Genomic DNA, 12,803 nt, shown 5'->3' on the forward strand with positions numbered 1-12,803 from the left:
ATTGAGCATCGCTTAGATGCGTGCTCCACCGAATCGACGGAATGGATGACCACCATGACCACCCGGGTACTCGTCACCGGCGCGACAGGTTTCGTCGCCGGCCACTGCATCGCCGAACTCCTCGACCACGGCTATGCCGTCCGCGCCACCGTGCGCGACCTCGCCGCGCACGCCACCCGCGCCCACCTGACCGAACTCGCCCGCCGCACCGGGGGCGAGCTGGAATTCGTCGCCGCCTCCCTCGACGACGACGCGGGCTGGGCCGCGGCGGTCACCGGCTGCGACACCGTGCTGCACGTCGCCTCGCCGTTCCCCGCGGCACCGCCGGAGGACGAGCAGGACCTCATCGAGCCCGCGGTGCAGGGCACCCTGCGCGTGCTGCGCGCCGCAGCGGCCGCCGGTGTCCGCCGCGTCGTGCTGACCTCCTCGGTCGCCGCCGTCGCCTACGGCCACGACACCGACGAGGTACGAACCGAGGACGACTGGTCGGTGGTCGAGCGCATCCCCGCGTATCAGAAGAGCAAGACCCTCGCCGAGCGCGCGGCCTGGGACTTCGTCGAATCCCTGCCCGCCGCCTCGGGTCTGGAACTGGTGGTGGTCAATCCCGGCATGATCCTGGGCCCGCTGCTCGAAGCCAGGACCAGTACCTCCCACGAGCCGGTCCGCCGACTGCTGGCCCGCGACGTCCCCGGTTCGGTGAAAACCGGCTGGACCCCCGTCGACGTGCGCGACCTCGCCGTGGCGCACCGGCTGGCGATGGAAGTTCCCGAGGCCGCGGGCAATCGATACATCTGCGCGGCCGATCCGCTCTGGATGGGGGAGCTGGCCGGCCTGCTGGCCCGCGACTACGCCGCCGAGGGCTTCCGTGTCCCCACCCGGGTCCTGCCGAACTGGGTGATCCGCGTGGTCGCCGTCTTCGACAAAGGTGTGCGCCTGACCGTGCCGGTGCTGGGCCGCACCGAACACGTCAGCGCCGACAAGGCCCGCCGCGAACTGGGCTGGACCATGCGCCCGATCGAGGACACCGTGCGCGACACCGCCGACAGCCTGATCGCGTTCGGCATCGTCACCGCTCCCGGACGGCCCGCGAACTCATCGCGTGCTGTTGTCGGGACCCGTTGAGCGGGAAGGAAAGACGATGTTGATCACCGCGCTCGTCCTCACACTGCTCGGCGTCGTCCGCCGCAAGTTCCGCGGGCGCGCGGACGGCGAGCCCACCGGGCGTCCGGCCCTCGCGAGCCGGCTGGAGCGGGCAGGTGTCGCTGTGCGGCGCGGCGCGTCCCGGTTGGTGCGAGAACCGGCCCCGGCGTTGTCGGCGGTGGTCGCCGTCCTCGGGCTCGTCGTCGTCGGTACGCACCTGGCCTGTTCGGGTCAGGTCTGACGTCAACGCCATTCTTGGCGTTGCAGATCCAGGATCACCGGACGCATCAATGTCGAGACCTCGGGGTCGACCGCTCGGCGGTCCGGTGGGAAGACGGTGGCCGCGGTGAGGGTGGTCTCGTCCAGGGAACGCAGGGGGCCGGGGCTGCGCAGGGACGGCGTCGGCGCCGCGCCCGCCGACGCCAGCACGAAGCCCCAGTCGCCGAAGCTCGGGACGTCCACGTGATACGGGGTGGTGTGCAGACCCGCCGAGCGCACGGTGGCGTCGATGGTCCAGAAGGATCGCGGGGCGAAGAAGGGCGAGCCCGATTGGACGACCATGCGGGCGCCGGGGGCCAGCACGTTGGCGGTCATCGCGTAGAACTCCTGCGAGTACAGCTTGGCCACCGAGGTCTGGTCGGGGTCGGGCAGATCGACGATCACCGCGTCGAAAAGCCCTGGGGCGCTGCGTAACCAGGTGAAGGCGTCGGCCTCGACCACGGTGACCCGTCGATCGTCGAACGCGCGGCGGTTGAGATCGGTGAGCCGGTCGTCGGTGCGGGCCAGCTCGATCATCGCCGGATCGAGTTCGACCAGGGTCACCTCGGCGACGTCGCGATAGCGCAGGATCTCGCGCAGCGCGAGGCCGTCGCCGCCGCCCAGCACCAGCACCGAACGGTGCGGGCCCGCCAGCACCGGGTGCACCAGCGCCTCGTGATAGCGGTACTCGTCGACCGAGGAGAACTGGAGTCCGCCGTTGAGATAGAGCCGGGTATCGGTGGTGGCGAACGGGGAGAACGATTCGGTGAGCACGATCTGCTGATAGGGCGTGCGTGTCTGCCACACGATCGGGTGGGCGAACAGCGCCTGCTGCGCGGTCGCCTCGAAACGGTCGGCGTAGAGGTAACTACCGGTCAGCCCGCAGGCCACCACGACGGTCGCGGCGATCAGGGTGTGGCGGGCGCCGCGCGTCATCTTGTCGCGAAAGAAGAAGAACGCCAACGCGAGTCCGGCGATCGCGTTCACGACCCCGACCACCAGGCTGCCGCGGATCTGCCCGAACACCGGCAGCAGCAGGAACGGAAACGCCAGGCCACCCAGCAGCGCACCCACGTAGTCGGCCGCGAACAGGTCGGCGACCGCGCTGCTGGCCTCCTGCTCGCGGATGTCCTGGAGCAACTCCATCAGCAACGGAATCTCCGCACCGACGAGCATCCCGATCACCGCCGCCGCCAGCACCAGCGTGCCGGTATAGAGATTGAGCCACGCGTAACTGGCGTACAGGGCAGCCACGGACAGCCCGCCGACGACGGCCAATGCCAGTTCCACGGCCACGAAAGCCGCGGCGGCACGCGACCGCAGCGGTTTCGCCAGCAGCGCGCCGACACCCATCGAACAGACCATCACGCTCAACGTGATCGACGCCTGCGCGGCGGTGTCACCGATCAGATAGCTGCCGAGGGTGACCAGCGACAGCTCGTACACCAAACCGCATGCCGCGCAGACGAACACGGTCGCCAGCAGTGCCGCCCTGGCCAGGCGGTGCCGGGGCATCAGGTCAGGCCCGCGGCCACCACCAGCGCGACCGCGACATGCGCCGACGCCGTGACCCACACCGCCGGATGCGGTTCGGCGTCGGCGACGACGGCCCGGAAGTCGCCGGGGGTGAGCGCGTCGAGCAGCACGAACGCCACCGCCATCGCGGCCAGCCCGATCACCCCGTAGATCGCGCTGGACAGCAGCGCCTCGGCGATCTTGCCTTCCGAGGTCCAGATGGCCACGGCCACGATGATCCCGACCCCGAACAGGTTCGAGGCGAGCAGGATCGCGGCATTGCGGTTGCGTTCGATCCAGATCTGGGCGCGCAGGTCGCCCGGGGTGAGCAGGTCGACGACGCCGAAACCGACGGCCATCAACACGATTCCCACCGCGGAATAGGCGAGCGCGGCGCCCGCGTCCGCCGCCAGGTCGGCGAGCATGAGTGTCCTCCTGTGCTGTGCGGGCGAGATGCCCGAATGAACTACTTGCCGCCGTTGTCGCTGCCGCCGCCGCGGTAGTCGCCCGCCGCGGAGCCGCTGGTCCAGCCGTAACCGCTGGTGTGGGCGTGATGGCGGCGCGTGCCGTTGGCGTAGCTGTCGACGAGGATCAGGGAGCCACCGGCATGCGGTGACACCGCGAGGAGGTCGTGGTCGAAGCGTAGGTAGTGGTTGTCGCCGGTGTTGCGCCGGTCGCGCGGGTCGGTGGCTTTCGCGATCGTGGCGGCCACCGCGGCCGGTGCGGCGGTGGCGAGGAACGCCAGGCCGTTGTTCGCCTGATCGAGTTGCTGCGCTCGCCGGTACTTCTCCGCGACGAATTCACGCGGATCCTCGTCACGGGTGACCACCACGACGACCACCACCGCCACGACGACCGCGACTACCGCCACCAGGCTCGCGATGATCCACCTGGTGCGATTCATCGAGCCGACCCCCCGAACCCGGTGCGCCACCCAACTGTCCGTGCTGCGTTGATGACTGACCCTCCCCATCGAAAAATCCTGCCGGACTGTATCACCGGGTGAGCGGACCTCCCGCATCGATTCGGACAATACGGACCGACAGAGTCGCTGTGCCCGTGATCAGGCGAGGGTGGGTTCCTGCGTCGGTAACCAGTCGCGGGCCGGGTCGTACTCCAGCCACCGATTCTCGCCTGCCGTCCGGACCAGGGCGGTCACCAGCGCTTCGAGCAGTGGCGGTTCGGCGCCGGTACGCCAGATCAACGACCAGGCGTAGAGGGGAGTCGGGTCCACCAGCGGTATCGCGGTGACCCCTGGCACCTCGGGGAACTCGACGTCGGCGGGCAGGAGGGCGAAGCCACGCGGATCGGCGGCCAGCGTCGAAAGCATCGGTGCGAGACCGAGATTCGGCGTGGTGAGGTGCTCGCTGATATCGAAACGTTCGGCGAAACGGGCAAGAAAGTCCAGGCGGCCGAGATCGGCCGGTGCGTGCAGGACGCTGTCGCGCAGCTGGTCGGGGCGCAGCGAGGTGGCCCCGGCGAGCCGATGATCGGTGCTCACGACCACATCGACCGGCTCGAGGCGGACGAGACGATGGGTCAAACCGTCCGGTAAGGGCGGGTGGACCCGGCCGAATCCGGCGTCGATCTCACCGTGGACGACGGCCGCGGCGGCGGTGGGCAGATCGCGTCCGTGGCCCGGTCGTAGTGGCGGTGCTGCCGGTGCGGTCGCGACCTGGGCGACCGTGCGCAGCGGAGCGAACAGGTGTCCCCACACGTCGATGTGCAGGGGACCGTGCTCGCCGACGAGGGCGGCCACCGCCCGATCACCGGCGCGCAGGGTCTCCTCGGCGCCCGGCAGAAACCGCGCGCCGGCCTCGGTGAGTCGTACCCCGTGCTGGTCGCGGTCGAGTAGGCGGACACCGAGGCTGGATTCCAGTCGGGCCACTCGCTTGGACAGCGCCTGCTGAGTGATCCCGAGGTTCGCGGCGGCACGGCCGAAATGCCGTTCGTGCGCCGTGCGCACGAACGCGCGCACGGTTGCCAGGTCCAGGTCCACGTTCGCACCATAGCGCTCCTCTCGGCCGCCCTGACACGGAGTTCCACCGACTGCGGCGAAACCGTCGGCGGTCGGCGTCGAGGTATGACACGCAGCGGCGACAACCGTGCGTTGTCACCATCGTGGCCCAGTTGTTGGCCCGGGCCGACGGTACGGCGGTTACATCACGGCATGCGACGTTTGATTCCGACCGGCGACCCGAAGCGGCCGGTCACCATGACCGAAGCGGCCGAACCCGTGCCCCGCGCCGACGAGGCACTCGTCCGCGTCGAGGCTTTCGCGCCCAACCGTGGCGAGACCTTCCTGTTGGCGGATCCGCGCCCGGATCTGTTGCCGGGCAAAGACATCGCCGGACTGGTCGTGCAGGCCGCGGCCGACGGATCCGGCCCATCGGTCGGGACCCGGGTCGTCGGTCATCCGCCGCTGGGTGGCTGGGCGGAATACGCGGCGGTGCCGACGGACGCACTGGTTCCCCTGCCCGACGGGGTGGACGCGGTCCGTGCGGCCGCCCTTCCGCTGGCCGGCATCACCGCCCTGCGATTGATGCGTGTGGCGGGGCCGGTAGCGGGGACTCGGATCCTGCTCACCGGGGCATCGGGCGGCGTCGGGCACTACGTGACCGAACTCGCGGCGGCAGCCGGCGCCTCGGTCACCGCCGTCACGGCGTCGCCCGAACGCGGACAGCGGCTCTCGGCCCTGGGCGCCGCCCAGGTGGTGCACGACCTCGACGCGGCCTCCGGGCCCTTCGACCTCGTCCTCGAGTCGACCGGCGGCCCCGCTCTGGCATTTTGCCTGGCAAAGCTCGTTCCCGGTGGCACGGCGGTCTGGTTCGGGCAGGCGAGCCGAACACCGGCGACGCTCGATTTCTTCGACTTCTTCACCGGCCCGGAGAACGCGACGCTCCGGCACTTCCACTACGCGGGCGCGCCCTACGATCGCGACCTCGCCACGCTCGTGCGGCTCGTCGCCGAGAACAGGCTGCATCCGGAGATCGGCCGGGTCGCCGACTGGTCCGAGACCGCTGAAGTGCTGGTAGATCTGCGGGATCGGCGCATTCGAGGCAAGGCCGTCCTGACCACGGGTGCGGCGCGGTGAACGCCGAACTGGTCGAGTCGATGTTCAGTCGCGCCACGGGCGCGGGAATCGACCCACACGCCTATCGCCGGGCCTGTGCCGCTGTCGCGACTCCCGCCGACTGGGCGCCCGCGTGCGCGGCCGCGGCCCTGCGGTTCCGGGCCGCGGCCGAGCAGCACCGGGGGGTTACGCAACCGCACCCCGAGCATGACCGGGCGGACCGTGGGTCGGCGGCCGCGCGATATCCACCAGCGCCGCCGTCGACGGTCACCCGAGGCGAGAATCTCCTGATGGCAGCGCGATGGGCGCACTTGGCCACGCTCATCCCCGACAGCGATCACCACGTGCACGCGGCGGCGGCCGACTCCGCCGCCGAAGCGGGCTTCTCGCTCCTGGAACCGGATTCGCGGCGGATCACCGGTCGCGATTTCACCGGCATCCTGCGCGGCCCCGCTGACGCGGCACGCACTGTGATCGTGGTGCCGGGACTGGACTCGAGCAAGGACGAGTTCCATGTGCTCGCCGACGCACTCGTCCGTCGAGGCGCGGCCGTGTTCGCCATGGACGGACCCGGGCAGGGCGCGCTCGCCGCGACCTCGACCGTGACCACCGACTATCCCGTCGTGATCGGCGGGGTGATCGACGCGCTCGGTGTCGCGGAGGTGGGCATCGTCGGGCTCAGCCTCGGCGGGTACTATGCGGCAGCCGCCGCGGCACTCGACCCGCGAATCACCGTGGCCGCCACGGTGAGTGGACCGTTCCGACTCGACTGGCCGGCACTGCCCGACCCCGTCGGTGACCTCATCACCCGCCGAGCAGGGTCCCGCGAAGCCGCCGAAGCCTTCGCCTCCACAGTCGATCTGACACCCCTCGCCCCGGCCCTGCGCTGCCCACTGCTGGTGGTCGACGGCGCGGACGACGCCATCCCCGGGGTCACCGACGGTGCACTGCTGGCGCGCACCGCACCCCGTGCCCACTACCTGCGCATCCCCGGCGGCGACCACCTCGTCGGGAACAACCGGCCGGCCTGGCTGCCCACCGTCGCCGACCACCTCACCGAAGGAATCTCATGAACCGTTACACCGACAGGATCGCGCTCGTCACCGGCGGCACCAGCGGAATGGGCCTGGCCACCGCACAGCGGTTGATCGACGAAGGCGCCCACGTCGTCATCACCGGCCGCACCGGCGAACGCGTCCGGGCCGCCGCCGCGCAGCTCGGCCCGCGCGCCACCGGTCTCGCCGCCGACACCGCCGACCTGAACGCCATCGACACGATGGTCGCCGCCGTCACCGCGCGATTCGGCCGCCTCGACCTGGTCTTCGCCAACGCGGGCACCGGCGCCTTCGCCGCGTTCTCCGACATCACCGAGGCCGACTTCGACCACACCGTCGACGTCAACCTCAAGGGCGTGTTCTTCACCGTCCAGAAGACGTTGCCGCTGCTCACCCCCGGCGCGGCCGTGGTCCTCAACGCGTCGTGGACCCTGCACCGCGCCGACAGCGCCCTGACCCTCTACGCCGCCACCAAGGCCGCGGTCCACAATCTCGCTCGCACCCTCGCCACCGAACTCGGCCCCCGCGGCATCCGGGTCAACTCCATCAGCCCCGGCTATATCGATACCCCCATGTCCGCCGGGGCGATGACCGAGGAGTTCGCCACCATGGCCGCGTCCCGGGTCGTGAGCGGACGATTCGGCAACACCGACGAGATCGCCGCCCTCGTCGCCTTTCTCGGCTCCGCCGAGGCGTCCTACATCAACGGTCAGGACATCATCGTCGACGGCGGACTGGTCGCCGCGTACCCGCGGTGACACCTCAGCGTGGGCGCTGCCAGCGCAGCGTGTAGCGCCACATCAGGCGGCGGTGGATCTCGGCACCGGGCAGGTGTTCGGCGGCGGCGGAACGGATTTCGGCGAGGGTTTCGCGTGGGTCGGCCAGCGCCACATCGGGGCCGCCGTGCGACCGGCGCCGCCACCGATCCAGGCCCCAGATCGCGGGGAGGAGGGGGAGGTAGTGGAAGTCGCTGACCGGGTGCATCTTCCAGAGGCCGACCACCGCGAGGGTGCCGCCGGGGGCGACGAGATGGCGCAGGGCGGTGACGCCCTCGCGTACCGGGACATGGTGCAAGGTGGCGACGGCGGTGACCACGTCGAAGGTTTGGTCGAGGTCGCGGAAGTCGGCGTGTTCGAGGTGGACGTTGGGGGCGGCGGGCGCGTTGGCGATGACCCGGTCATCGATGTCCACGCCGAGCACCGCGTCACAGCGGGTCGCTAATTTGCGGGCGAGTAACCCGTCACCGCAGCCGATGTCCAATGCCGTGCGGGCAGTGTCGGGCACCTGATCGAGTACCCAGGGGTGGTAGTGCGTGTTGTGGTTCCAGTAGGGGTCGGTCGGCATGACCGGTGAACGCGCCGGGCCGCGGATGGGTTCCGGAACTGGTGTGCGTCACAAGCTGTTTCGAGGACTATCGCCCGGATGCGTGCTCGGACAGCCATTCGCCGAACCGGGTGAGATCGTCCAGGACCACATCGGCGCCCGCGGTCCACAATCCGTCGGCGTCGTAGGGTCCGGTCGTGACGCCGACGGCCACCACGCCCGCCGCCTTGGCGCCGCGCATGTCGCCCGCGTGGTCGCCGACGAAGACGTGGGCCGACTCCTCGCGCAACACGTCGGCCTTTCCGGTCGCCCACAGGTCACCGGCGAGGCGATCGACCCGCCAGCCGAGATGGTCGACGTGCAGGCGCGCGTGCGGCTCGAATTTGCCGGTGACGACCAACGTCCGCCCACCGCCGGCCCGCACGGCGGCCAGCGCGTCGTCCGCGCCGGGGAGGGCGCCGATGTGGCCGATGACGTCCGGGTACAGCTCGCGGTAGCGGGTGACCAGATGGGGGATCAGATCGTCGGGCGCGCCCGCGTCGCCGAGCAGCGTGGCCAGTGGCGGGCCGAGGTGCTCGGCGAAGTGTGAGCCGTCCATCGGGAGATCGAACTCGCGCGCGAGGGTGTCGATCGCCAGGGCGACGCCCGGACGTGAATCGATGAGCGTCATGTCCAGGTCGAAGCCGACGGTGAGAGTCACGTTGTCGAGCCTATCGCCGAGGGGCCACCGGCCCTGTGGGTCGCTGCCCGGACCTGTCCCGAACTGCACTGATTCACGTGGAACCCCCGCTGCACTCGATGCCGAAATCGGTTGGGGGAGTGCGGTGCAGCCAAGCACGCTGTGCGTCATGGCATTTGAGTCCTACCGCTGGGTAACCGGATAACCCGCAGGTCACACGCCCATCGAAAGATGTTGGGACAGCGTGCCACCCGGCAAACGGCAGTAAGGGCAATGGTGCAGTGACTGCCGTTCCAGGGTTTCGAACCCCGGGGCGCGACCCTGAACCGGGGGCGCGCCCGGAGTCGTCAGCTACTGGCGGCCGCGGTGAACGGTGCGACGGTGGGTACCGACACCGGCCGTGAGGGATGGGTCCACACGCCTTTGCGCTCCAGGATCGGCAGCACGCCCTCGCCGAACCAGTACGCCTCCTCCAGATGCGGATACCCGGACAGGATGAAGTGGTCGATCCCGATGGCGGCGTATTCGAGCAGTCGATCGGCCACCTCGGCGTGCGACCCGACCAGCGCCGTGCCCGCGCCACCGCGCACCAGGCCGACGCCCGCCCACAGATTCGGGGCGATCTCGAGCCCGTCGGTGCGCCCGTTGTGCAGACGCGCCATCCGGCGCTGCCCCTCGGAGTCGCTCTTGGCCAGGTTCGCCTGCACCCGTTCGATCTCACCGGGTGAGATGCCGTCGAGGAGCCGTTCGGCCTCGGTCCACGCCTCGGCGGCGGTGTCGCGGCTGATCACGTGGATGCGCAGGCCGAAGTCGACGGTGCGGGCCTCGATCGCGGCCAGTCCGCGGATCCAGTCCAGTTTCTTCGCGACCGCGTCCACCGGTTCGCCCCAGGTGAGGTAGGTGTCGGCGTAGCGGGCGGCGATCGGCCCGGCAGGCCCTGACGAACCGCCGAAGAACACCGGCGGAACCGGATCGGGACGGGCGCTGAGGATCGCGTCCTTCACCCGCAGGTGCTCGCCGGTGAAGCTGAACGGCTCGGTCGACGACCACAGCTCGCGCACGATGTGCAAGAACTCGCCGGTGCGCGCGTAGCGCTCGGCCTTGTCCAGGAAGTCGCCGTAGGCCTCCTGCTCGCGCTGCTCGCCACCGGTGACGACATTGAGCAGCAGACGCCCGGCGGAATGGCGCTGGAAGGTCGCCGCCATCTGGGCGGCCAGGGTGGGGCTGGTCAGACCGGGACGCAGCGCGACCAGGAACTTCAGCGTCTCGCTGGTCTGCACGAGCATGGCGGTGGTCAGCCACGCGTCCTCGCACCAGGCGCCGGTCGGGGTCAGGACACCCTCGAAGCCGTTGTCCTCGGCCGCGGCGGTGAGCTGGTTGAGATAGCGCAGCGTCGCGGGGCGATCACCGGACATGAAGCTCCCGTGTCCGCCCGCCATCAGGCCGCGTGAGTCGCCGTAGGTGGGCAGGAACCAGTGAAACGACAGTCGGTGATCGGTCATCCCTCGATGCTGACCGGTGCGCTCGCCCCCGTCACGGATTCCGATCACCGTGCGCGCAACCCCCGACACGCCGCAGTGCGGGCATGCCGAACTAGACGTAACTAAGCGAAACACGTAACCTCGTGAAAAGCTCGGGCGACGGTGCTCGGGCCGGCGACCCTACGAAACGAGTTTCCTCAATGACGCGGCATGTCGACGTACTGATCATCGGCGCTGGCCTCTCCGGAATCGGTACGGCCTGTCACCTGACTCGCGAGCAGACCGGACGCACCTACGCGATCCTCGAGCGCCGCGAGAACATCGGTGGTACCTGGGACCTGTTCAAGTACCCCGGCATCCGCTCGGACTCGGACATGCTCACCTTCGGTTTCGGCTTCCGCCCCTGGATCGGCACCAAGGTGCTCGCCGACGGCGCCAGCATCCGGCAGTACGTCGAGGACACCGCCAAGGAATACGGCGTCACCGACCACATCACGTTCGGCCGCAAGGTCGTCACCGCCGATTTCGATCGTGGCACCGCGCTGTGGACCGTGCAGGCCGTGATCGAGGCGACCGGCGAGACCGAGACCTGGACCGCGAACTTCGTCGTCGGCGCCAGCGGCTACTACAACTACGACAAGGGCTACCAGCCCGAATTCCCCGGTCAGGACGACTTCAAGGGTCAGATCGTGCACCCGCAGCACTGGCCGGAGGATCTGGATTACGCAGGCAAGAAGGTCGTCGTCATCGGTTCCGGCGCCACCGCGATCACGCTGATCCCGTCGATGGCCGACACCGCCGCGCACGTCACCATGCTGCAGCGCTCGCCCACCTGGATCCAGGCGCTGCCGTCGGACGACCCGGTCGCGATCGGTTTCAAGAAGTCGCGCGTGCCCGACGCCGTCGCCTACAAGATCGGTCGCGCCCGCAACATCGCCCTGCAGCGCGCCAGCTTCCAGCTCTCGCGTACCAACCCCGAGCTGGCCAAGAAGCTCATGCTGGCGCAGGTGCGCCTGCAGCTGGGCAAGAAGGTGGACCTGCGCCACTTCACCCCCAGCTACAACCCGTGGGATCAGCGCCTGTGCGTGGTGCCCAACGGTGACCTGTTCAAGGTGCTCAAGAGCGGCAAGGCCGACATCGTCACCGACCGCATCGCGAAGTTCACCGAGAAGGGCATCCTGACCGAGTCGGGCCAGGAGCTCGAGGCCGATATCATCGTCACCGCCACCGGCCTGAACGTGCAGATGCTCGGCGGCATCACGCTCACCATCGACGGCGCTCCGGTGAAGTTCAACGAGACGGTCGCCTACAAGAGCGTCCTGTACTCCGACATCCCGAACTTCCTGATGATCATCGGCTACACCAACGCCTCCTGGACCCTGAAGGCCGACCTCGCCGCCGCGTACCTGTGCCGCGTGCTCAACATCATGCGCGACCGCGGCTACACCACCTTCGAGGTGCACGCCAACCCCGACGACATCGCCGACGAGTCGCTCATGGGTGGCGCCCTCACCTCGGGCTACATCCAGCGCGGCAACGACGCCATGCCCCGCCAGGGCGCGCGCGGTGCCTGGAAACTGGTCAACAACTACTACCGGGACCGCACCCTGATGCACAAGGCCCCGATCGAGGACGGCGTGCTCCAGTTCAGCAAGATCGGCACCAGCGTGGAGCCGGGCGCGGAGAGCATCGGCGCCTAGGCGCGCTACTGACGATCGCCGGTGGCAGCGCTAGCTCTCCTCGGAGCTAGCGCCCGTCCTTCGCGGCTTGGCGCCGTGCCCCCGCGGCGATGCTGGAGGCCTCGAACTTCTTTCGACCGGAGGACTCGCGGGTGGCGTCGATGCGCGCTTTCCCCGCGGAGCGCACCTTCCCGTCACTGTCGCCGATATCGCTGAACGACGGCGCGTCCTTGCGGGCGCGGGCGAGCCTCTCGGCCTTCAACTTGCGGGCATTGCGCTTCGAGGCCGTGGCCAGCTGGCGGCTCACCCGGCTGAGCGCGCTTTCGAAGACTTCCGCTTTGCCGGCGTTGTGGGTGTTCGCCGATTTTCCGGCGCCGCGCGCTCCCTTGGCTTCTACCTTGGCCGCGCCGGACCGGCGGTACACCTTGACGAATTTGTTGCGCGCCCGCCGCACACGGGTATGCAGCCGGATCAGCGCCTCTTCGTCGAGATCGGCCATCTGCGCTTTCTTTGTGCCGCGGATCAGGACGTACTCGTCTTCGGACAAGGAGTTCATCAACTTCGACATGTCGACTCCGATCTACCCGAGGGTCACCGTAG

14 protein-coding genes are annotated in these 12,803 nt (G+C 69.4%); 6 read left to right on the plus strand and 8 right to left on the minus strand.

Features of this window, described 5'->3' with window-relative positions; all coding sequences use genetic code 11:
* Positions 1-45 precede the first annotated feature (45 nt).
* Both ACFVVI_RS05620 and ACFVVI_RS05625 read left to right on the plus strand, forming a co-directional pair.
* Positions 46-1,122, plus strand: a complete 1,077-nt coding sequence (locus tag ACFVVI_RS05620) for an NAD-dependent epimerase/dehydratase family protein (RefSeq protein ID WP_387443440.1) — start codon at positions 46-48, stop codon at positions 1,120-1,122.
* Positions 1,123-1,138: 16 nt separating this feature from the next.
* On the plus strand, positions 1,139-1,381 hold the full coding sequence (locus tag ACFVVI_RS05625; RefSeq protein WP_387443442.1) for a hypothetical protein: 243 nt from the start codon (positions 1,139-1,141) through the stop codon (positions 1,379-1,381).
* A gap of 2 nt (positions 1,382-1,383) precedes the next feature.
* Here the strand turns inward: ACFVVI_RS05625 and ACFVVI_RS05630 are convergent, their stop codons facing one another.
* The 4 genes from ACFVVI_RS05630 to ACFVVI_RS05645 all read right to left on the minus strand — a co-directional run bounded on the left by ACFVVI_RS05630 (position 1,384) and on the right by ACFVVI_RS05645 (position 4,912).
* Positions 1,384-2,913: a polyamine aminopropyltransferase gene (locus ACFVVI_RS05630; protein WP_387443444.1), complete on the minus strand. Its 1,530-nt coding sequence runs from the start codon at positions 2,911-2,913 to the stop codon at positions 1,384-1,386.
* On the minus strand, positions 2,913-3,338 hold the full coding sequence (locus ACFVVI_RS05635; protein WP_378914280.1) for a DUF350 domain-containing protein: 426 nt from the start codon (positions 3,336-3,338) through the stop codon (positions 2,913-2,915). Before ACFVVI_RS05635 ends, ACFVVI_RS05630 begins: the two co-directional genes overlap by 1 nt.
* A gap of 41 nt (positions 3,339-3,379) precedes the next feature.
* Positions 3,380-3,817, minus strand: a complete 438-nt coding sequence (locus ACFVVI_RS05640) for a DUF4247 domain-containing protein (protein WP_387443446.1) — start codon at positions 3,815-3,817, stop codon at positions 3,380-3,382.
* 159 nt (positions 3,818-3,976) lie between these two features.
* Positions 3,977-4,912: a LysR family transcriptional regulator gene (locus tag ACFVVI_RS05645; protein ID WP_387443449.1), complete on the minus strand. Its 936-nt coding sequence runs from the start codon at positions 4,910-4,912 to the stop codon at positions 3,977-3,979.
* A 171-nt stretch (positions 4,913-5,083) separates the two neighbouring features.
* On the opposite strand from ACFVVI_RS05645, the gene ACFVVI_RS05650 reads away from it, so the two are divergent.
* From ACFVVI_RS05650 to ACFVVI_RS05660, 3 genes are read left to right on the plus strand one after another with little or no spacing between them, the layout of a single operon-like run.
* On the plus strand, positions 5,084-6,007 hold the full coding sequence (locus ACFVVI_RS05650; RefSeq protein WP_387443451.1) for a zinc-binding dehydrogenase: 924 nt from the start codon (positions 5,084-5,086) through the stop codon (positions 6,005-6,007).
* A complete protein-coding gene (locus ACFVVI_RS05655; RefSeq protein ID WP_387443453.1) occupies positions 6,004-7,059 on the plus strand; it encodes an alpha/beta hydrolase family protein in 1,056 nt (351 codons plus the stop codon). Before ACFVVI_RS05650 ends, ACFVVI_RS05655 begins: the two co-directional genes overlap by 4 nt.
* Positions 7,056-7,799 carry an SDR family NAD(P)-dependent oxidoreductase gene (locus tag ACFVVI_RS05660; protein WP_387443456.1) on the plus strand — a complete coding sequence of 248 codons (744 nt, stop codon included), beginning with the start codon at positions 7,056-7,058 and terminating at the stop codon, positions 7,797-7,799. Before ACFVVI_RS05655 ends, ACFVVI_RS05660 begins: the two co-directional genes overlap by 4 nt.
* A gap of 4 nt (positions 7,800-7,803) precedes the next feature.
* Here ACFVVI_RS05660 and ACFVVI_RS05665 read toward each other — a convergent pair whose 3' ends face one another.
* The 3 genes from ACFVVI_RS05665 to ACFVVI_RS05675 all read right to left on the minus strand — a co-directional run bounded on the left by ACFVVI_RS05665 (position 7,804) and on the right by ACFVVI_RS05675 (position 10,545).
* Positions 7,804-8,385: a class I SAM-dependent methyltransferase gene (locus tag ACFVVI_RS05665; protein WP_387443458.1), complete on the minus strand. Its 582-nt coding sequence runs from the start codon at positions 8,383-8,385 to the stop codon at positions 7,804-7,806.
* A 67-nt stretch (positions 8,386-8,452) separates the two neighbouring features.
* The gene (locus ACFVVI_RS05670) at positions 8,453-9,064 is read right to left on the minus strand and encodes an HAD family hydrolase (RefSeq protein WP_387443460.1); all 612 of its coding nucleotides are present in this window, start codon (positions 9,062-9,064) and stop codon (positions 8,453-8,455) included.
* 326 nt (positions 9,065-9,390) lie between these two features.
* Positions 9,391-10,545, minus strand: coding sequence for an LLM class flavin-dependent oxidoreductase (locus ACFVVI_RS05675; RefSeq protein ID WP_387443463.1), 1,155 nt, complete (start codon positions 10,543-10,545; stop codon positions 9,391-9,393).
* Between the two features lie 179 nt (positions 10,546-10,724).
* On the opposite strand from ACFVVI_RS05675, the gene ACFVVI_RS05680 reads away from it, so the two are divergent.
* Positions 10,725-12,224: a flavin-containing monooxygenase gene (locus ACFVVI_RS05680; RefSeq protein WP_387443466.1), complete on the plus strand. Its 1,500-nt coding sequence runs from the start codon at positions 10,725-10,727 to the stop codon at positions 12,222-12,224.
* A gap of 46 nt (positions 12,225-12,270) precedes the next feature.
* Here the strand turns inward: ACFVVI_RS05680 and ACFVVI_RS05685 are convergent, their stop codons facing one another.
* Complete coding sequence (locus ACFVVI_RS05685) at positions 12,271-12,771, minus strand: hypothetical protein (RefSeq protein WP_387443468.1); 501 nt, start codon at positions 12,769-12,771, stop codon at positions 12,271-12,273.
* Positions 12,772-12,803: the final 32 nt, after the last annotated feature.

The sequence above is a fragment of the Nocardia sp. NPDC058114 genome, assembly GCF_042884695.1.
Lineage (GTDB): Bacteria > Actinomycetota > Actinomycetes > Mycobacteriales > Mycobacteriaceae > Nocardia.